This window comes from Brevibacillus ruminantium (assembly GCF_023746555.1).
Taxonomy (GTDB): Bacteria; Bacillota; Bacilli; order Brevibacillales; family Brevibacillaceae; genus Brevibacillus; species Brevibacillus ruminantium.
In genome coordinates, this window is record NZ_CP098755.1 from 1,816,609 (window position 1) to 1,836,042 (window position 19,434).

17 protein-coding genes are annotated in these 19,434 nt (G+C 54.7%); all 17 read left to right on the forward strand.

The annotated features are described in order from the left end of the window. Positions 1 to 661: 661 nt before the first annotated feature. The 17 genes from NDK47_RS08850 to gucD all read left to right on the forward strand — a co-directional run bounded on the left by NDK47_RS08850 (position 662) and on the right by gucD (position 19,426). The gene (locus NDK47_RS08850) at positions 662 to 1,531 is read left to right on the forward strand and encodes a YitT family protein (RefSeq protein ID WP_251874461.1); all 870 of its coding nucleotides are present in this window, start codon (positions 662 to 664) and stop codon (positions 1,529 to 1,531) included. Between the two features lie 729 nt (positions 1,532 to 2,260). Next, positions 2,261 to 3,250 carry a 2-hydroxyacid dehydrogenase gene (locus tag NDK47_RS08855; RefSeq protein ID WP_251874462.1) on the forward strand — a complete coding sequence of 330 codons (990 nt, stop codon included), beginning with the start codon at positions 2,261 to 2,263 and terminating at the stop codon, positions 3,248 to 3,250. A gap of 25 nt (positions 3,251 to 3,275) precedes the next feature. Continuing rightward, entirely contained in the window at positions 3,276 to 4,268 is a 993-nt protein-coding gene (locus tag NDK47_RS08860) for a TRAP transporter substrate-binding protein (protein ID WP_251874463.1), read from the forward strand. A gap of 74 nt (positions 4,269 to 4,342) precedes the next feature. Further along, positions 4,343 to 4,894 (forward strand): TRAP transporter small permease, encoded by a 552-nt coding sequence (locus NDK47_RS08865; RefSeq protein ID WP_251874464.1) that lies wholly within the window; start codon positions 4,343 to 4,345, stop codon positions 4,892 to 4,894. Next, positions 4,895 to 6,172 carry a TRAP transporter large permease subunit gene (locus NDK47_RS08870; protein ID WP_251874465.1) on the forward strand — a complete coding sequence of 426 codons (1,278 nt, stop codon included), beginning with the start codon at positions 4,895 to 4,897 and terminating at the stop codon, positions 6,170 to 6,172. A 13-nt stretch (positions 6,173 to 6,185) separates the two neighbouring features. Next, positions 6,186 to 7,211 carry a C-terminal binding protein gene (locus NDK47_RS08875; protein ID WP_251874466.1) on the forward strand — a complete coding sequence of 342 codons (1,026 nt, stop codon included), beginning with the start codon at positions 6,186 to 6,188 and terminating at the stop codon, positions 7,209 to 7,211. 34 nt (positions 7,212 to 7,245) lie between these two features. Continuing rightward, positions 7,246 to 8,301 carry a TRAP transporter substrate-binding protein gene (locus NDK47_RS08880; protein WP_251874467.1) on the forward strand — a complete coding sequence of 352 codons (1,056 nt, stop codon included), beginning with the start codon at positions 7,246 to 7,248 and terminating at the stop codon, positions 8,299 to 8,301. Between the two features lie 14 nt (positions 8,302 to 8,315). Beyond that, complete coding sequence (locus NDK47_RS08885; protein WP_251874468.1) at positions 8,316 to 9,578, forward strand: nickel pincer cofactor-dependent isomerase, group 22; 1,263 nt, start codon at positions 8,316 to 8,318, stop codon at positions 9,576 to 9,578. Between the two features lie 135 nt (positions 9,579 to 9,713). Continuing rightward, on the forward strand, positions 9,714 to 11,924 hold the full coding sequence (locus tag NDK47_RS08890) for a dihydroxy-acid dehydratase domain-containing protein (protein ID WP_251874469.1): 2,211 nt from the start codon (positions 9,714 to 9,716) through the stop codon (positions 11,922 to 11,924). Further along, positions 11,921 to 12,877 carry a U32 family peptidase gene (locus tag NDK47_RS08895; protein ID WP_251874470.1) on the forward strand — a complete coding sequence of 319 codons (957 nt, stop codon included), beginning with the start codon at positions 11,921 to 11,923 and terminating at the stop codon, positions 12,875 to 12,877. The genes NDK47_RS08890 and NDK47_RS08895 overlap by 4 nt, the downstream gene beginning before the upstream one ends. After that, entirely contained in the window at positions 12,868 to 13,806 is a 939-nt protein-coding gene (locus NDK47_RS08900) for a sugar kinase (protein WP_251874471.1), read from the forward strand. The genes NDK47_RS08895 and NDK47_RS08900 overlap by 10 nt, the downstream gene beginning before the upstream one ends. Before the next feature lie 133 nt (positions 13,807 to 13,939). Then, complete coding sequence (locus NDK47_RS08905) at positions 13,940 to 14,713, forward strand: IclR family transcriptional regulator (RefSeq protein WP_251874472.1); 774 nt, start codon at positions 13,940 to 13,942, stop codon at positions 14,711 to 14,713. 68 nt (positions 14,714 to 14,781) lie between these two features. Next, on the forward strand, positions 14,782 to 15,681 hold the full coding sequence (locus NDK47_RS08910) for a fumarylacetoacetate hydrolase family protein (protein ID WP_251874473.1): 900 nt from the start codon (positions 14,782 to 14,784) through the stop codon (positions 15,679 to 15,681). Beyond that, the gene (locus NDK47_RS08915; protein ID WP_251874474.1) at positions 15,678 to 16,445 is read left to right on the forward strand and encodes an SDR family NAD(P)-dependent oxidoreductase; all 768 of its coding nucleotides are present in this window, start codon (positions 15,678 to 15,680) and stop codon (positions 16,443 to 16,445) included. Before NDK47_RS08910 ends, NDK47_RS08915 begins: the two co-directional genes overlap by 4 nt. Before the next feature lie 20 nt (positions 16,446 to 16,465). Beyond that, on the forward strand, positions 16,466 to 16,774 hold the full coding sequence (locus NDK47_RS08920; RefSeq protein WP_251874475.1) for a UxaA family hydrolase: 309 nt from the start codon (positions 16,466 to 16,468) through the stop codon (positions 16,772 to 16,774). Continuing rightward, a complete protein-coding gene (locus NDK47_RS08925; RefSeq protein WP_251874476.1) occupies positions 16,758 to 17,933 on the forward strand; it encodes a UxaA family hydrolase in 1,176 nt (391 codons plus the stop codon). The genes NDK47_RS08920 and NDK47_RS08925 overlap by 17 nt, the downstream gene beginning before the upstream one ends. 26 nt (positions 17,934 to 17,959) lie before the next feature. Continuing rightward, the gene (gene gucD / locus NDK47_RS08930; protein WP_251874477.1) at positions 17,960 to 19,426 is read left to right on the forward strand and encodes an alpha-ketoglutaric semialdehyde dehydrogenase GucD; all 1,467 of its coding nucleotides are present in this window, start codon (positions 17,960 to 17,962) and stop codon (positions 19,424 to 19,426) included. The last annotated feature ends 8 nt before the right edge of the window (positions 19,427 to 19,434 follow it).

Consider the following 19,434-nt stretch of genomic DNA (forward strand, 5'->3'; position numbering starts at 1 on the left):
CAAGTTTATTACTATAATAAGTACTATCCATCTGAGATGGTGGGAAAGTGGTGAATGCGCGGATTTCCAGTCCGCTTCCGCTGGTCGTTCATACTCATCATTAAAAAAGAAAAAATAAGAACTCCTTGAGCGCAGCATATCTACTGAAATTTACCATTACAGACCAATCGGAGAACCAAACCGTAAGTACCGAAGGAGATATGCAAATACATAATGAACCAATTGATATTTGACATCGCTAATAAATTATAGCAATATATTTCGTGTGCGAAATACGAGTTGATCTTTTTGTCACCATACATAAACGGAAGATGGACGCTATCTGAAACACCAAAGAGAGCATGAAAAGAATCGTTAAAGCTATCGGCAAGTAAATCGAACTTGTTGTTTAAAAGATTGGCTCGTAAGGTTCTATGGCCACATTGAAAGAGTTGCGATTACCGAAAGCTCTAAAAAGTAGTCCGTGACGGGGGTGATTACGCCTTAGAAAATACCATAAGCAATGAGCAGGTGGCTCCAGTGGTATACAAGTATACAAGTATACAAAAAGCCACTGAGCTTATTGCACTGGCAACGTAGAGAATGGGAGATACTACAAGCTGAAGCAATCCTGCAAATTACAACAAAAAGCTGCTACGATAAAACGAAATGAGGTTGTTAGATGAAGACAGAACAAAAAAAACCAGCCATATTGAAAAAAATTTTACGAGGACTAGCTGTGATCATCGGCGCATTTATTACCGCCTATGGACTCGAAGCCGTATTAATTCCGAACAGCGTATCCGACGGCGGCGTGACTGGTTTAAGCATCGTTGGATCAGAGCTGATCGGATTGCCGCTGGGACTCTTAATCGCGGTTCTTAATATTCCGTTTATATTTTTAGGATACAAGCAAATCGGAAAAAGCTTTGCGATTTATTCCGTCATCGGCATTGCCTCACTGGCCGTCGGCACTGCAGTCATGCATCACATCACGCCCATCATCGAAGGCGATACGCTGCTGGTAACCGTTGTCGGCGGAATTATTATCGGCTTTGGAATGGGTCTGGCCTTACGGAATGGTGGAGCATTGGACGGTATTGATATGTTGGCTGTTTTGCTTTCCCGAAAATTGCCTTTCGGTACAAGCGATCTTATCTTATTCCTGAACACGTTCGTGTTTATCGTCGTCTCGAGCGTATTCGGCCTTCAGGGGGCTATTTTGTCCGGGATTGCTTATTTTATCGCCTCAAAAGTGATACATATCGTTGAAGAAGGTTTAAGCGGAGCAAAAACGTTTAAAATTATTACCAGACATCCCGAAGACATGGTAGAGACCATTCGTGTCCGCTTGGGGCGCAGTGCTACATATAATCTCGTACAAGGCGGATATTCCAACGAGCAGTTCAAAGAAATTACTTGCGTGATCAACCGATTGGAAGAAAGCAAAATGAAAGAAATCATCCAGGGCATTGACCCGAGTGCCTTTGTTATGGTGTACGATGTAGCAGAAGTGAGAGGCGGAAACTTCAAAAAGCACGATATCCATTAGAAGCGAGGGCGGCCTCACATGGCTCTGACCGTTTTTCGGCAGAGTGTCGGAGAAAAGCCAGACAAAAAAGCTAGCCAAATAATCTAGCCAAATAATCTAGCCAAATAATCACCCTGCGCTGTATGGTGAACTGTGACCCACAAGAGGGACTTTTGAAAAAGTAACCTCATATGGGTCCTTTCTGTTTTTGACGATTTTCCTGAATGTAGCTGTGATTGTAGCTGGTACCGATAATGTAGCTTGTACCTGTAAAGGAGAAGAACTTGGAAAAAATACGTTGACATGATTTTGAGTACCAGCTAGTATAATTGTTAACAGAAAAGAATGAATTGATTGAATATTTAAATCCGCATAACGACGCAACAAGCGCTTTATTTTTTAGTGAAATATCAGAACCTGGTTTTATAATGTAAAACAAGAGTGTTGAGTTGTATCAAATCCTGCCTTTTTTCATGAATTGACAACGCTTTCAGTTCAACAGGAGAAGGCTTTTTTTAAAGTAAACTTTTTTTAAAGCAAAACTTCAAAACTGTGTTTTATATTGTAAAACAAACAATGCATGATCTTTTCTCTTCTCACACATGAATTCTCATTTGCGTCTATATGCGGCCGTTGTCGTGTTTTTCATTCCGTTTATGCATGAAATCATGACAAACTATGTTATTTAATTATCGTCAAAAATCCAATCGAGGAAGCAAATCGTTAATACGACATTCCGGGAGGCCTGCCATGAAACCGAAAGTCTATCTCGCCACCACGGTACCTGCGGAGGTGGAGGCGTACATCGCGGCGCATTGCGCCTATGGAAAATGGGACCAAAGGGAGCCGATTCCCCGCGAACGGCTGCTGGAGGAAATCTCCGATGCCGAAGGGTTGTTGACGGTGGGCGGACGCATCGATGGCGAGCTGCTCGAACTTGCTCCCAGACTGAAGGTGGTCAGCAATGTGTCGGTCGGATACAACAACATGGACCTCGCAGCGATGAAGAAGCGGGGCGTCATGGGGACGAACACGCCGCACGTTCTGGACGAGACGGTAGCGGATCTGGCTTTCGCGTTGATTTTGTCCACAGCCAGAAGGGTTCCCGAGCTGGATCGGCACGTAAAGGAAGGGAAATGGGAGAGGACCAGCGATGAGAGATTGTTTGGAGTGGATGTGCACCATAAGACGCTGGGCATCATCGGTATGGGAAGAATCGGCGAAGCAATCGCCAGGCGGGGGAAACTCGGTTTTGGCATGGAGGTGCTTTATTACAACCGGAGACGCAAACCGGAAGCGGAGGAAAAGCTGGGTGTCGCCTACCGGCAGCTCGCGGACCTTTTAAGGGAATCCGATTTTGTCGTCTTGATGGTCCCGCTCCAGAAAGAAACGACGCACCTCATGGGCAGCGAGCAATTCGCCCTGATGAAGGAAACGGCGATCTTCATCAACACATCGCGGGGAAAAACGGTGGACGAGGCGGCTTTGATCGAAGCGCTGCGGGAAAAACAGATCTGGGGGGCGGGTCTGGACGTTTTTGACGAGGAACCCGTCTCCCCGGCCAACCCCTTGCTCGCCATGCCCAATGTGGTGACGCTTCCCCACATCGGATCGGCGACGCGTCAGACGAGGTTTGCCATGGCGATGGCCGCGGCGAAAAACCTGGTCGCAGCCGTGCAAGGACAGGTGCCTCCCGATCTGATCCCCGAGCTAAGGGCCGGAGTGGAGGAACCGCAATGATCCATACAAATTGGAGGGATGAATCATGAAAAAAAGGTGGGGAATCTTCCCGGGGCTCTTTCTGTCCACAGCCGTTATCCTTTCGGGGTGCGGGGGACAGTCGTCGCCAGCCAGCGTGACACCAAGCGAAGGAGGAACCCAAGCGGCCAAGGCGCACATCTTGAAGGTCGCCAACTACTTCGCCACGGACCACCCGCAAAACGTCGCCCTGCGGGAAAAGTTTCAAAAGATTGTGGAAGCGAAGTCCGATGGTACACTGCAGGTGCAAATTTACGACAACAGCAAGCTGGGTGCGGAAAAGGAATTATACGACGGTGTGCGCAACGGGACGATCGAAATGGGCATTCCAGGTCTGATCATGCAGGCCGACATCCCCAAGATGGCAGTGGGCGAATGGCCGTTTCTGTTCAAAGATTTCGCCCATGCCAAGAAAGTGTTTCAGGGACCGATCGGCAAAGAGATGACCGAGGAACTGGAAAGCAAACACGGTGTTCACCCGCTTGCCTGGAGCGCCAATGGCTTCCGGATGTTTTCCAGCAACAGAACGATTGCCAGCCTGGACGATTTCAAAGGGCTGCGTGTGAGAATGCCCAACATACCGAACTACATCACATTGGGCAAACTGCTGGGTACCAATGTCACTCCGATGCCGATCTCCGAGGTGTTCACGGCACTCGAGCAAAAAGTGGTGGACGGCCAGGACAACCCGATTGCCACGTTGAGGGCTTCCGGCTGGTATGAAGTCCAGTCGGATGTGCTGGAATCCCGCCACATGTTCAGTCCCAATCTGTATATCATCAACGCCAAACTGTGGAACCAGCTCACTCCCGACCAGCAAACGATCATCGAGGAAGCGGCGAAGGCATCCGCCGACTACGAATGGGAGCTGCTGGAAAAGAGCTACGAGGACGACAAGAAGTTCCTGCAGGAAAAGGGGATCAAATTCACGGAGCCGGACGATTCGTTCAGACGGGCGATGGAGTCAGCGGCAGGGCCGCTCTATGACGACATCTATTAAAAGCATCCATGGGCGAAGGAAATCGTGGAGAAAATCAAAGCGGAGGCAAAGTGATGAAAAAGGAGGGAAATCCGGTGCAGAAAGCTTCGAAAATCCTGAAGGTACTGCTGAATGGCACGATTGCGTTATCGTTGGCATTCATGGCTATTCTTGTTTTCGGAAACGTCGTATTGCGGTATTTATTCAATTCCGGAATTACGTGGTCGGAAGAGATGTCGCGCTTTCTGTTCGTCTGGCTGATCTTTCTGGGAGCCATCGGCGCATTGAAAGACAATGAGCACCTGTCCGTCGACATGCTCGTCAAGAGACTCTCGCCTAGGATGAAAAAACTGGTGTTTGTGATCACCAACGGACTGCTTCTCTACGTGCTTTGGCTCGTACTTGACGGCAGCTGGAAAATGACGCTGATCAACCTGAACAGCTCCGCCCCGGCAACCGGGTTGCCGCTCGGGTACGTGTACGGGATCGGGATCGTGATGAGCGTGTGTATGGCCATCGTCATCATCTCCAATCTGTACCGGGTGTTGTTTGGACACCGGTCTGTCGAGGAATTTGTCCGGGGGCGGGAATCCGAAGAAGAACTGCTGGCGTCCAGCCAACAAGTCGTGCAGGAGGGCGGGAGATAGATGACGCTGGGTATATTTCTTGGGTCCCTGCTGGCAGTGATGGCACTGGGTATGCCGATTGCCTTCGCCTTGCTCTTCAGCGGTGTCGCCCTGATGGTGTACATGGATATTTTCGACAGCCAAATTATCGCGCAGAACCTCATAAATGGCGCGGACAACTTTCCGCTGATGGCGATTCCGTTTTTTATCCTCGCGGGAGAGCTGATGAACGCGGGCGGCATTTCCAAACGGATCATCGCGTTTGCCTTGGCGCTGGTCGGCCACATCCGCGGCGGATTGGGCTACGTGGCGATCATGGGGAGCATCTTGTTTGCGGGGCTGTCCGGCTCTGCTGTGGCCGACACCGCAGCACTGGGGGCCATTTTGATCCCGATGATGGTAAAGGCGGGGTATGACCGAAACCGTTCAACCGGACTGATCGCCGCGGGCGGCATCATCGCTCCCATCATCCCTCCGAGCATTCCGATGATTATCTTTGGCGTGACCAGCGGGGTCTCGATCACTAAGCTGTTCATGGCCGGAATTGTCCCGGGTCTCATGATCGGCATCGGTTTGATGGTCACCTGGAAACTGGTGGTCAGAAAGGGACAATTCGACGTGTATCCTCGCAAATCGCGGAGAGAGATCCTGGACGCGACGAAGGGAGCAGTCTGGGCGCTGATTCTCCCCGTCATTATCGTCGGCGGTCTTCGCGGCGGCGTGTTCACTCCCACTGAAGCTGCGGTCGTTGCCGCTTTTTACGCGCTGTTTGTCGGCGTGGTTGTATATCGGGAGTTGAAAATAGAGAAGCTTTACTCCATTTTGGTCGCTTCCGCCAAGACAACGAGCGTTGTGATGTTTCTTGCCGCGGCGGCGATGGTCTCAGCCTGGTTGATCACGGTGGCGAACATTCCGGTGCTGCTGACTGATATGTTGGGGCCTTTGATCGAAAGTCCGCTGCTGTTGTTGATCGTGATCAACGTGATCGTCTTGATGGTGGGCACCGCGATGGATTTGACACCGACCATATTGATCCTGACGCCAGTCCTGATGCCGATCATCATCAAGGCGGGCATCGATCCGATCTACTTTGGCGTTCTGTTTATCCTGAACAACTGCATCGGTTTGTTGACACCGCCGGTCGGGACTGTACTCAACGTCGCCTGTGGGGTAGGGAAGATCGGCATGGAAGACATCATGAAGGGAATTTGGCCGTTTTTGCTGGTGGAGATCCTGATTCTCTTTTTGCTGATCCTGTTCCCGTCGCTTGTGACGGTGCCACTACAATGGTTTATCTAAGGGGGAGACATGCATGCGCAAATGGAAAGTCGTCGTGACGGATTGGGAGTACGCCGATCTGCGGTATGAAGAGCAGGTGCTTAGCAGCGAACAGATCGAGCTCGTAGCAGTGCAATGCCGGACGGAGGAAGAGGTGATCGCCGCCTGTCGTGACGCAGACGCCTTGATCAACCAATACGCCCCGATCAGCCGCAAAGTCATTGAGAATCTGTCGAATTGCAAAGTGATCACCCGCTACGGAGTAGGAGTAAACACGATCGATCTGGGGGCAGCCACGGAAAAAGGGATCTGTGTGGCCAACGTGCCGGATTACTGCATGGATGAAGTCGCGGATCACGCGCTTGCCTTGATCCTCGCCTGGACGCGCAAGGTTGTCGTCGCCAATCAAGCCGTGAAAAACGGCGTCTGGGACTTCAAGGTGACGCAGCCGATCGCGAGACTGCGCGGCAAGACACTCGGGCTGGTCGGATTCGGGAAGATTCCGCAGGCATTGGCCGAGAAAGTGAAACCGCTCGGACTTCGCGTCATCGCGTTTGACCCGTATGTGCCGGAAGCGGTGGCAGCTTCATACGGAGTGCAGATCGTGACACTCGATCAGCTTTGTGCGGACGCGGATATCGTGTCCGTCCATGCTCCGCTGACGGAAGCGACAGAAGGGCTGATGGGAGCTGGGCAGTTCGCTGCCATGAAGGAATCCGCGATTGTCATCAACACGTCGCGCGGACCTGTGATTGACGAGCAGGCGCTGATCCATGCGCTGAGGACGGGGAAAATCGCTGGTGCGGCTCTGGATGTGGTCGAGCGTGAGCCGATCGACACGGACAATCCGCTGCTTTCGATGGATAACGTCATCCTCACGCCGCATGTCGCCTGGTACTCGGAAGAAGCAGCCGCAGAAATGAGGGCCAAAGCGGCGATGGGCGTGGTTGATGTCCTGCTTCACGGCGAGTATCCGAAATATTTGGTCAACCATGAAGTGAAAGCAAGCGTTCCTCTGCAGGAGTGCTGTCCAGAAGCTCGCTATGCGGCCCTGGTGTAAACGGGTGTGAAAGTCAAACGTTGGGGGGATTTTTGTGAAAAAGTGGTTGAGAAACATGGTTATCGGCTGTACTGTTCCCGCACTGCTTTTGCTGGCAGGCTGCGGCGGATCGGGAGGAAGCGCAGCGACGTCTTCTCCGCAGACTCCTGCCACAGGGATACAAGAGCGGTCGATCAAAGCGGGGATCGGGTTGAATGAGGATCACCCGGAGGGGCAGGGACTGAAAAAATTCGCGGAGCTAGTCGACCAAAAGAGCGGAGGAAAGCTGAAGGTGCAGCCGTACTACGCCGCCCAGCTTGGGGATGACAAAAAAATGACGGAAGCCCTGCAAGCCGGTCTGCAGGAGATCACAATTCCCTCCACTTCGCCGTTGGTTGGTGACATCAAGGAATACGCGGTTTTTGACTTCCCCTTCATTTTCAATGAAGAGAAGGAAGCGCATGCCGTGCTGGACGGTCCAGTGGGCCAGAAGCTGCTTGAGAAACTGCCAGCCCATAACCTGATCGGGCTCGGATATTGGGAAAACGGGTTCCGCAACCTGACGAACAGCAAGCATCCGGTGGCAAAAGCGGAAGACTTCAAAGGACTGAGAATCCGCACCATGCAGAATCAGGTCCATCTCGCAGCGTTCCAGGCATTGGGGGCCAATCCGTCGCCGATGGCGTTCTCCGAAGTGTTCAGCGCGCTGGAAAGCCGCACCGTTGATGGGCAGGAGAATCCGCTCGCTACGATCAAATCGAACAAATACAACGAAGTGCAGGGCTATTTGAGCTTGACGAAGCACGTCTATACTCCGTTCGTGTTCCTTGTCAGCAAAAAGTTCCGGGATAAGCTCTCCGAAGAGGAGCGGCAAATTTTGCGCGATTCGGCTGTCGAGGCGGGAAAATACCAGCGGGAGTTGAACTTCAGCGAGAATCAAAAGGCGCTCGAAGATTTAAAGGCGGCAGGCATGAAGGCCAATGAGGTATTGGCGGAAGAAATGGCGCGCATGCAGGAGGTCATCAAGCCCGTGATCGATAAATTCGCCAAAGAGATCGGTGAGGAGCTCGTCAAGGAGATGTACGACGAGGTCGCCAAGGTTCGGAAGTAAAGGAGGATCGGCACATGCAGGTTATCGAAGAGCTGCTTCGGGATATCCCTCTCCCCCGGATGGCCAAGGTGAGGCAACATTTCCATGCTCCCGAGCTGCCGGATGTGGCGCTAAAGGTTCGTGAGGCGCTCAGAAGCTCCGGCGTGTTGTCGCGCATAGCGCCGGCGGACCGGGTGGCGATTGCGGTCGGGAGCCGTGGCGTCACCGAGATTGCCACGATTGCGCGGGAAGTGGTGACGGCGGTCAAAGAGGCGGGAGGAGATCCGTTCATCGTCCCGGCGATGGGCAGCCACGGCGGAGCGACGGCTGCAGGACAGAAGGAAGTGCTGGAATCACTGGGGGTCACCGAATCGTTTGTCCAGGCGCCGATCCACTCCAGTATGGAGGTCGCCCAGGTGGCCAGTCTGCCAAATGGTTTGCCCATCTACATCGACAAAAACGCTTATCAGGCGGACAAGATCATCGTAATCAACCGGATCAAGCCCCATACCGCATTCCGCGGGCCGGTGGAGAGCGGATTGATAAAAATGATCACGATCGGCCTTGGCAAACAAAGGGGAGCAGAGGCTGCCCACGCATACAGCTTCAAGTACATGGCAGAGCACGTTAGGGAAATGGCCCAGGTGATGATCGCCAAAACGCCCATCATTTTTGGCGTAGGGACGATCGAAAATGCGTTTGACCGGCCCGCCAAGGTAGTCGTGATTCCTGCCGAAAGACTTGACGAGGAAGAGCCAAAGCTGTTGGTCGAGGCAAAAACGCTGATGCCCAAGATTCTGTTCGACCCGCTCGATGTGCTGGTGATTGACGAAATCGGCAAAGACATCTCAGGTGACGGCATGGACCCCAATATTACCGGACGTTTTGCCACGCCCTACGCGAGCGGAGGGGTGGAAGCTGTGCGGACAGTGGTGCTCGGCTTGACCGAAAAAACACATGGAAACGCCAACGGAATCGGATTGGCCGACATCACGACGAGGCGGGTGTTCGAAGAGATCGACTGGGTGAAAGGGTACGCGAACGCTTTGACCAGCACGGTGGTCGGCACGGTCAAGCTGCCGATGTTTCTCAACACAGGAGAGCTGGCCGTGAAGGCGGCGATCAAGACATGCAACGCCTTCGATCTGAACTGTGTACGGCTTGTCCGCATCGAAAATACGCTGCAGGTACGGGACATCTGGATTTCCGAAAGCCTGTTGCCCGAGGCAAGGGAGAGGATGGACATCGAGGTGCTGTCGGAACCGGTAGTCATGGACTTTTCCCATACAGGCAAGTAAAGCAGGTGAGAGGATGAAGAAAACGGCCTTCAAGCTGTATCAGGTGAAGCCCGTGTGGGGCTATGAAGACGGCAGTGTGACACAAGTGATGGCCGATTCGAAGCAAAACTGTTAAGTCAGAAGGAGGTGCGAACCATGTCCAAACCATTTCCGCCGATCCACAGCTGGATCAATCCATATCGGGACAACGTCCAGGGTAAAGCGAACGAACCGATATGCGTAGCTGGTTTGCTGGATCGTTCAAAGCAAATCCTCGGCTCCTCCTATGAGGGACCGGCGCCTGATTGGACATTGGAGGAAATTTACAACCGGCTGGAGGAAAATGCGCCCCGCATCGCCATCATCGGCGGTTCCCCGGACCATCCTGCCCATATCATGGATTTTCAGACATCCAGCCGGGCGGCGATCCGCATCTGGCAAAATGGCGGAGTCCCGTTCTATTTTTCTACTCCGGTCATGTGCGACGGGACGGCGCAGAGCAACCAGGGCATGAGCTATTCGCTGCAAAGCCGCAACGCGGTCGCGCAAATGGTGGTGAACCAGATCGAGGCGCACAGCTACCACGGCGCATTTGTCATCCAGGGCTGTGACAAGCAACCGCTCGGCGTGGTCAGCGCGCTGGCCCATCTGGATCGGATTCGCCGGTATCGGGGAGAAGTACCATTTTTTGCCACATTTGCCCCCGCGCACGTACTGCAAGGAGGGACCATTCCTGCTGATCTGTTTTCCGAATTGGAGCGGGTCGCGAAGAAGGCGGAAGAGACAGGCGCGAGGGACATTGCCGACGATTTGCGGGATGCGCTGGCGTACATTTTGCAATGTTCGTCCAACACCGCTTTCCAAGGCGTGCTGGAGCGGGCGGTAGACAGAGGGATCATCAGCAAAACACAGCATAAAGAGTACGAGCAGCGTCTGGCCGTCGCCACGTGTGACGGAAAAGGGGGAATTTGCGCTTTCAACGGAACGGGGAACAGCTCCCGCCATCTCGTCGCCGGTCTGGGACTGGTTCATCCAGCTGTCGAGCTGTTGACCGCACCGCCGACCCAGGATCAGGTGAACCAGGCCGTTGACAGCCTGGCGGCGATGATCAACCAGCCGGCATTCGGCACGGCCCATGTGATGGCGGCCAACATCAGAAATGCGGTCCGCATCCACAGCTCGTCAGGCGGATCGACGAACCTGATGATGCATCTCGTGGCGGCCATGCTGTACGGCGGCTACCGATTCGACCTCGGGGAATTGGATCGGATCCACCATGAGCATCCCGTGCCAGACCTGTTCGACTACAGCTTGACCCAGGGGCGCGATATCTTCGCACTGGCGATGCAGTGCTGCGGAGGCAGCAGCAGAGGGATGGAGACCTTGTTTTACGAGCTGATGCAAAACGGCGTGCCGATGGATGTTGATGCGCCTACGGTTACAGGTACGTCCTGGCGGGAGCGTTTGGCGGGCCAGGCCCGCTTGTCTGCAGCGCATGTGAAAGAAAACCCGATCATCCTTTCCGCACCGCGCCGTCCGTTCAGCGGAGTAGATGTGTTGACTGGCAATTTTTTTGAAAGTGCGGTTGTGAAAATCAGCGGAATGACGACAAGTCAGCTGGACGAGTTTGACCGGAAGGCGGCATTCGTCCTCTATTACGAGAACGAAGAGGAAGCCAACCGCAGCCTGTTGGATTCGCAGTTGCTGGAAAAGGTGAAACGAGCAAGGAACTTCACACGGGAAAGTTTGGTAGCCGTGCTCAGGCACAATGCTCCCCAGCATGTGGAAGACTGGCTTACTCTCTCCTACGAGCTGCTGTTTGACCGAATGGTGGACCACGGTGTGCTGAAGATCTGCGTCGTCATTTCCGGCCAAGGGCCGGTAGCCTTCGGAATGCCCGAGATGTTTACCCCGATGCAGCATATCAATGCCAACCGCAACCTGAAGCGGCTGGCGACGCTGATTAGTGACGGACGGTACTCCGGGGTGACGTATGGGGCCGCGATCGGGCATATGACCCCGGAAGCATCCGAGGGTGGAGGGATTTTGTATTTGCAGACGGGAGATCTCTTGTACCTGAATCTGCGAGAGCGGCAAATCCATTTCCTCGAGGAAGAGGCGTTTTGCGGCGGCAGACTGGACTTTTCCTTCGGGCACATCAAGGCGCAGAGAGCCCTGGTAGCAGAGCAGCGGCTTTCCGCCATCCGCACGCGTCAAAGGCAGGTGGCTGCCGCCAATCGGATGACAGGACATACGGATGCGGCCAATGGCGTCGTGCCGCTGAGCATTTGGGAGGAAGCGGTGCTGGACTATCGGGCGGAGGTCTCATTCATGCAGCAGGCTGAGGAGAGGGGGAGCGGACTATGAAACATACTCGCGAGATGATGGAGAGATTGGGATTTCCACCGGGTGATTGCCACGATTTGCCCAGTTCCGCCAAAACGTTTCCGGACGGGGCGCAGTACCGAGTGGAAATACCGAGTGTCGAAGGGCCTGCCTCGTTTGAAGCGGTGGTAGGCGCGTGCGAAACGTACGGTGTGACGATCCACCGGGTATCGCAGGGGAGCGGGATCATGCTTTTGACTGACGAAGAGCTGGAACAGATGGCGCATATCGGGCGACGGGAGAATCTCGAGGTAAGCTTATTTGTCGGGCCAAGAGGGACGTGGGATATCACGCCGATGACCTGGGCCAGCGCCGGGAAGATCGCCGGACTTCGCTCCCAGGGGATGGATCAGCTTGTCTACGCCATAGAAGACATCAAACGGGCATGCAGGATGGGAATCCGCAGTATACTGGTCGCGGATGAGGGGCTGCTGTGGCTGGTCAACGAGTTCAGGAAAACGGGAGAGCTGCCCGGAGATCTCGTCGTGAAGGTTTCCGTCCAGATGGCGCAGGCAAACCCCGTGTCGATTCGCCTGGTCGAACAAATCGGGGCCGGTACGTACAATGTTCCCACCGACCTGACACTGGCTCGTCTGGCCGCGATCCGGCAAGCCGGCGACATCCCGATCGACATTTATGTGGAAGCGCCGGACGACATCGGCGGGTTCATCCGTCACTATGAAATACCAGAGATCATCCGGGTGGCCGCTCCCGTCTACATCAAATTCGGACTGCGCAATTCACCCAACATCTATCCGTCCGGCACCCATCTGGAAAAAACGTCGATCGATTTGTGCAGAGAAAGGGTCCGCCGCGCCCGAATCGGTCTCGACATGATTCGGCGGTACGCACCGGACTTGAAAACCTCGCAAAAAGGAGCCCCCGGCTTGGCGGTCCCGGCGGTGCCTGTCACAGGAGATCGCGTATGGACGTAGTCACCTTCGGAGAGACAATGGTGTTGTTCAACCCGCTTTCGGCCGGACCCCTCCGCTTTGCCGACCGTTTCGAGAAGACGATCGGAGGAGCGGAATCGAATGTGGCGATCGGCCTCGCACGGCTTGGCCATCAAGTAAGCTGGGTCAGCCGGCTGGGGAGCGACGAGTTTGGGCTGTACATCCGCAACTTTATCCGCGGGGAAGGAGTGGACACGTCACAGGTGGTGTTTGACGATCGCCACCCGACGGCTGTTTTTTTCAAAGAACGGCGGGCCGCTGGGGAGCCGAAAGTCTACTATTACCGCAAAGGTTCGGCTGCCAGCTACCTGGAACCGGGGGACGTTGACGAGGAGCTGATCGCCAAGGCCAAGTTCCTGCATCTGACGGGAATTACCCCGGCGCTTAGCCTGTCTTGCAGGGAAGCTGTGTACCATGCCATCGAAAAAGCGAGAAAACATCGGGTGACCATCGTGTTCGACCCCAATATCCGCTTGAAGCTGTGGAAGCGGGAAGAGGCAAGGGAGGTGCTGATGGATCTCGCGGGCAGAAGCGATATCGTGCTCCCCGGATGGGAGGAGGGAGAGATCCTTACCGGTGAAAGTGAAACGGAGCGAATGGCTGAACGCTTCCTGCAAAATGGCGCCCGGGCCGTCGTCATCAAACTGGGGGAACGCGGAGCTTACCTTGCGACGCCGAATGAACTGGAGTATGTAGCCGGATTCCCGGTCGCCCACGTGATTGACCCGATCGGGGCAGGGGACGGTTTTGCCGCCGGCTTCCTGTCAGGGCTGCTCCGGGGCTGGCCGTACCGGGATGCGGTCCGCTTGGGTAATCGAGTGGGGGCCTGCGCCCTGACGGTAGCCGGAGATGTCGAGGGGTACCCGTACTGGTCGGAGCTCGCGGGGGAGCAGGAACGAATCCTGCGGTGAGAAACGTCACCTCGTCCCTTCGTCGGGCGACGCCGCTGTTGGCATTGGCGGCAAAAGATGATTCAACAGTCCCGATTATATGGTAAGATTACTCCAAATAACTCTGTAATCACTATGTAAAAGGATGGATAGCATGCCGATTATTCAAGCTGTGGAACGCGCGCTGAAAATTCTTGATCTGTTTGACGAGCAGGAGATGGAATTGAAGATCACGGAAATCAGCGAGCGCATGCAGTTGCACAAAAGCACGGTTCATTCCCTGTTGAAAACGCTGCAGGTGCAGGGGTACATCGACCAAAACCCAGAGAACGGTAAATACAGGCTGGGAATGAAGCTATTTGAACGAGGGAACTTCGTCATCCATGGATTGGATATTCGCAAAGTCGCCAAACGGTATCTTGTAGACCTGTCCACGAAAACAGGGCAAACCACCCATCTCGTCATTTTAGACGACAAAGAGGGGGTCTATATCGACAAAGTGGAAGGTCCCATGGCTACAATCCTGTACTCCCGCATCGGCAGGAGGATTCCCGTCCACTCCAGCGGCGTGGGCAAATCGCTTGTCGCCTGGAAAAGTGAAAAAGAACTGCGGCAGATTTTGAATGGCTATCAATACGTCCCACAGACCCCCAAGACGATTACAAATGAACAGGACTTCCTCAGCGAACTGGAGAGGGTGCGACGGCAGGGCTATGCCATAGACAACCAAGAGAACGAGGCGGGAGTTCGATGCATTGCCGCGCCAATCCGGAATCACAGCGGGCAGGTTGTTGCCGCAGTGAGCATATCCACCCTCGTGTCCCGTGTGGATGACCAGGAGCTCGAGCGTTTCGTGCAATTGCTGAAAACCGCTGCTGACGAGATGTCCGGGCAAATGGGCTACGGGATTGGCTTGCAAAATCCGTGACCCGGCCTTTCGGGCATGTCTATATCAGAACGCAATTCTATAATATAAAACAATTTGGAGGTTGACCAATGAGGATCATACGTTTTTTGCGGGATGGCTCTTTCCCGACATTAGCGGCAGTAACTGATGAATCTTTCGTTTACGTGTTGCCACAAAGCGATTTTATGGAGTTAGTCAGGGAGGCGGATGAGCGGAACAGTACCCCGCTGGCTTTGGTCCTGAAAACGATAGCTGACTCACAGCCCATCAAGGGTAAGCTCGAGGAGCTGGAGCTATTGGTGCCATTGGAAGCGGCCGAGGTGTGGGCCTGCGGCGTTACCTATGAAAGAAGCAAGGAAGCCCGAAACTACGAGGCGACGGGCGGGAAGCTGGACAGCACGACCTTTTACGACAAGGTATACGAGGCAAAAAGGCCGGAAATCTTCTTCAAGTCGACCGCTGCCCGTACCGTAGGCCCCAATCAGGATGTATACTTGCGCAGCGATTCGAACTGGCAGATTCCGGAGCCTGAGCTCGGCCTGGTCCTGTCAAGAGATGGAAGGATTGTCGGCTATACCGCGGGCAATGACATGAGCTGCCGGGATATCGAAGGAGAAAATCCGCTTTATCTGCCGCAGGCTAAAATGTGGAGAGGCTCCTGCTCAATTGGTCCTGCCATCCGCTTGGCCGAAACGGTTGACGATCCCTACGCTTTCCGAATCGTTTGCCGCATTTACCGGTCCGGGGAAAAAGTGGTGGAAGGCACGGCGAGCACGGCGCAACTGAAGCGGAAATTCGACGAAATGGTATCCTATCTTTTGCAGGATAACACCATTTTTGACGGCACCGTGCTTTTGACGGGAACGTGCATCGTCCCACCTGATGAGTTTACCTTGGCGGAAGGTGACCGAATCGAGATCGAGATCGAGGGCATCGGTGTATTGGCCAACCCGGTTAAAAGCCAGGCGGCCGGGAGTCTTCCCGTATGAGAAACCTGCAAGGGAAAGTCGCCGTCGTCACCGGGGCTGCTTCAGGGATCGGCGAAGCCATCGCAAAAAGGCTCGGCCGGGACGGGGCGCTCGTCGTGGTGTGCGACCTGGATGAGCGTGGCGGAAGCAGAGTGGTCGCAGATTTGGAGCAGGATGGCGGTCAGGGAGCTTTTTTTCGATTGGATGTCAGCCAGGAGGATCAGGTCGAGGTCGTTTTGCAGGAAATTGCCAATCGATATCAGAAAATTGACATTATGGTGAATAATGCGGGAATCGGCAAGGCGGGAACGGTGCTGGAGCAGACAGAAGCCGAATGGGACGCGATGATGAGTGTCAATGCCAAAGGAGCTTTTTTCGGCTGCAAATACGCCGTGAAGCACATGTTGGCACAAGAAGGCCGAGGCTGCATCGTCAACATCGCGTCGGTGGCCGGTATGGTCGGCGTCTTGAACCGGGCCGGGTATTGCGCGTCAAAAGCGGCGATCATTGGATTGACCAAATCCGTCGCCTCCGACTTTGCCGAACACGGTATCCGCGTAAATGCCGTCTCGCCGGGCACGGTTGATTCTCCCTGGATTCAAAAAATCCTGGATGGACAGCCCGAACCGGAAAAGGCCAGGCTTCAAATGCAGCAAAGGCAACCAATCGGAAGGATGGGAACCCCGCAGGAGATCGCCAATCTGGTTTCTTTTCTGGCGAGCGAGGAGGCTGCCTTCATCACCGGCAGCAATTTCGTGGCGGATGGCGGACTCACAGCCAGATGACGGAAAAGGAGGAGAGGAGCATGGAGAAAAGGTACAAAACAGTGATGATGAAGCCGCAGGACAAAGTGGCGGTCGCCTTGGAGCCTTTGGCCGCGGGAGCGGAGGTTGCTGTCTCTTGTGAGGGCCTTGCCTTCCAAATCACAGTGAGAGATCCGATCGAGTTTGGCCATAAATTTGCCGTCGTCGGAATCGGGAAGGGAGAGGACATTCTCAAGTATGGAGAAGTGATCGGTGTAGCCACCAGGGAGATCCAGGCAGGAGAGCATGTCCACGTCCACAACCTGGAAGGAAAACGAGGGAGGGGGGATCGCAATGGCTATGCAGGATAGCGGAAAGTTCTGGGGGTATCGGAGGGCGGACGGACGAGTCGGCGTACGCAACCATGTACTGATTTTGCCGACGATCACCTGCGCAACACAGGCTGCCAAACAAATCACTGAGCTGGTGAAAGGGACGGTGTCGTTCATTCATCAGCACGGCTGCGCGCAGGTAGGAGTCGATTACGAGCAGACCTTTCGCACATACGTGGGGATGGGAACAAACCCCAACGTGTATGGAGTCGTCGTGCTCGGCCTGGGCTGCGAGACCCACCAGGCAAGAAGCGTGGCGGGAGAGATCGCCAAGACGGGCAAACCGGTGGAGGTTGTCTCGATTCAGGATCACGGAGGAACGCTGTTCACCATCGCCCAAGGGGCAAAAATCGCGGCAAAAATGGTCCAGGACGCCTCGGCGCAAATGCGGGAATTATGCGATTTCAGCGAGTTGATCATCGGGACGGAGTGCGGCGGCTCCGACGCCTGCTCGGGCCTGTCGGCCAATCCGGCGGTCGGTGTCGTGAGCGATATGATTGTCGATCGCGGAGGCACTTCCATTTTGGCGGAAACAACGGAGCTGATTGGCGCGGAGCATTTGCTGGCCGAACGTGCCGTCGACGATCAGGTGGCAAAACGAGTGTATGACGTGATCAAAGCGATGGAGAATCGCGCTTTCATGATGGGAGTGGACATCCGCACAGGCAATCCCAGTCCGGGAAACATCAAGGGAGGTCTAAGCTCTCTCGAGGAAAAGTCGCTCGGAGCAGCCAACAAAGCGGGCAGCAGGCCGCTGCAGGAGCTGATCGATTACGCGCAGGCGCCGAGCAAAAAAGGGTTGGTCTGGATGGATACGCCCGGACATGACATCGAGCAGCTTACAGGCATGGTAGCTGGCGGTGCCCAGGTGGTCCTGTTTACGACCGGAAGGGGCACCCCCACCGGATCGCCGATCGCGCCGGTCATCAAGATTGCGACCAATTCCGCGATTTTTGAAAAAATGGCCGATAACATTGATATCAATGCGGGTACGATCATCGATGGCACCGAAACGATTGTTTCGGTCGGCCAGCGGATCTTCGATGAAGTCGCTCTGGTCGCGACCGGCAAGCTGACCAAGGCGGAGATCCTGGGGCAGCATGACTTTGGCATTTGGCGTATCGGTCCTACGTTCTAAGCGGAGAGAAGAGAGGAGATGGACAAATGACTGTGAAAACGGAAGTAAAAACGTATTTGAATTTCGTCAATGGCGCATGGGTCCCGGCTTTGAACAGACAGGTCGATCCCAGCATCAATCCTGCGAACAAGCAGGAAATCGTAGGGTACGTGCAAAAATCCGGCAGGGAAGACCTCGATCAGGCAGCAGCTGCTGCAAAGCGGGCGCAGCAGGAATGGCGCAGAATGTCCGCGCCGGCGCGGGGCGAGTACCTGTACAAAGTGGCTAACATCCTGGAGAAGCGGCTGGACGAGATTGCCGAGACCATGACCAGGGAGATGGGCAAAACCTTCGCGGAAGCCAAAGGCGAAACGGCTCGAGGAGTCGCCATTCTCCGCTATTACGCGGGAGAAGGGATGCGGAAGGTGGGCGACGTGATTCCCTCGACCGACAGCGAGGGGTTCATGTTCACCACCCGCGCGCCTCTTGGTGTTGTCGGGGTGATCACGCCATGGAATTTTCCGGTTGCAATCCCCATCTGGAAAATGGCTCCCGCCCTCGTCTACGGGAATGCCGTGGTGTTCAAGCCGGCACAAGAGACGGCTGTCACAGCGGCCAAAGTGATCGAGTGCTTTGCTGAAGCGGGTCTGCCGCCCGGCGTGGTCAACTTGGTGACCGGGCCCGGCTCGGTCATCGGCCAGGGTATTATCGAGCACCCCGACATCAGCGGAATCACCTTTACGGGTTCGGACGAAGTGGGCAAACGGGTAGGGCTGGGCGCTTTGGTGCGCGGAGCGAAATACCAGCTGGAGATGGGGGGCAAGAATCCAGTTATCGTTGCAGACGATGCCGATCTGGATCTCGCGGTGGAAGCGACAATCAGCGGCGGTCTTCGCTCGACGGGACAAAAGTGCACGGCGACCAGCCGGGTGATTGTGCAGAACGGAATCTACGACGCGTTCAAAGAAAAATTGTTGGCAAGAGTATCGGCGCTGCAGATTGGAGATGGCATGCGGGAGACGACCTGGATGGGGCCGTGCGCAAGCGAAAGCCAACTGAACACGGTGCTGTCCTACGTCGAAAAAGGGATTGTGGAAGGGGCAACGCTCGTATACGGCGGCCGCAGACTGGTGGAGAACGGCATGGACCAGGGCTTTTTCGTGGAGCCGGCGATCTTTGAAAACGTCACGACCGGCATGAGCATTGCCCAGGAGGAAATCTTCGGTCCCGTACTTGCCCTGATCAGGGTCGACACGCTGGAACAGGCGATCGAGCTGGCCAACGACGTCAAATTCGGACTCAGCGCCTCCATTTTCACGCAGAACATCGGCAACATTCTCTCTTTCATCAACGAAATCGAAGCAGGCCTCGTCCGGATCAACGCGGAGTCCGCCGGAGTGGAGCTTCAGGCTCCGTTTGGCGGCATGAAGCAGTCCAGCTCCCATTCACGCGAGCAGGGTCAAGCGGCCATCGAATTTTTCACCTCGATAAAAACAGTCTTTGTAAAACCATAATCAACAGG

Excerpts from the sequence above, each read along its gene's own strand:
- NDK47_RS08925 (WP_251874476.1), top strand. The coding sequence starts at position 16,758 with ATGGCTATGCAGGATAGCGGAAAGTTCTGGGGGTATCGGAGGGCGGAC.
- NDK47_RS08900 (WP_251874471.1), top strand. The coding sequence starts at position 12,868 with ATGGACGTAGTCACCTTCGGAGAGACAATGGTGTTGTTCAACCCGCTT.
- NDK47_RS08885 (WP_251874468.1), top strand. The coding sequence starts at position 8,316 with ATGCAGGTTATCGAAGAGCTGCTTCGGGATATCCCTCTCCCCCGGATG.
- gucD (WP_251874477.1), top strand. The coding sequence starts at position 17,960 with ATGACTGTGAAAACGGAAGTAAAAACGTATTTGAATTTCGTCAATGGC.
- NDK47_RS08915 (WP_251874474.1), top strand. The coding sequence starts at position 15,678 with ATGAGAAACCTGCAAGGGAAAGTCGCCGTCGTCACCGGGGCTGCTTCA.
- NDK47_RS08910 (WP_251874473.1), top strand. The coding sequence starts at position 14,782 with ATGAGGATCATACGTTTTTTGCGGGATGGCTCTTTCCCGACATTAGCG.
- NDK47_RS08870 (WP_251874465.1), top strand. The coding sequence starts at position 4,895 with ATGACGCTGGGTATATTTCTTGGGTCCCTGCTGGCAGTGATGGCACTG.
- NDK47_RS08855 (WP_251874462.1), top strand. The coding sequence starts at position 2,261 with ATGAAACCGAAAGTCTATCTCGCCACCACGGTACCTGCGGAGGTGGAG.
- NDK47_RS08920 (WP_251874475.1), top strand. The coding sequence starts at position 16,466 with ATGGAGAAAAGGTACAAAACAGTGATGATGAAGCCGCAGGACAAAGTG.
- NDK47_RS08875 (WP_251874466.1), top strand. The coding sequence starts at position 6,186 with ATGCGCAAATGGAAAGTCGTCGTGACGGATTGGGAGTACGCCGATCTG.
- NDK47_RS08905 (WP_251874472.1), top strand. The coding sequence starts at position 13,940 with ATGCCGATTATTCAAGCTGTGGAACGCGCGCTGAAAATTCTTGATCTG.
- NDK47_RS08890 (WP_251874469.1), top strand. The coding sequence starts at position 9,714 with ATGTCCAAACCATTTCCGCCGATCCACAGCTGGATCAATCCATATCGG.
- NDK47_RS08860 (WP_251874463.1), top strand. The coding sequence starts at position 3,276 with ATGAAAAAAAGGTGGGGAATCTTCCCGGGGCTCTTTCTGTCCACAGCC.
- NDK47_RS08850 (WP_251874461.1), top strand. The coding sequence starts at position 662 with ATGAAGACAGAACAAAAAAAACCAGCCATATTGAAAAAAATTTTACGA.
- NDK47_RS08895 (WP_251874470.1), top strand. The coding sequence starts at position 11,921 with ATGAAACATACTCGCGAGATGATGGAGAGATTGGGATTTCCACCGGGT.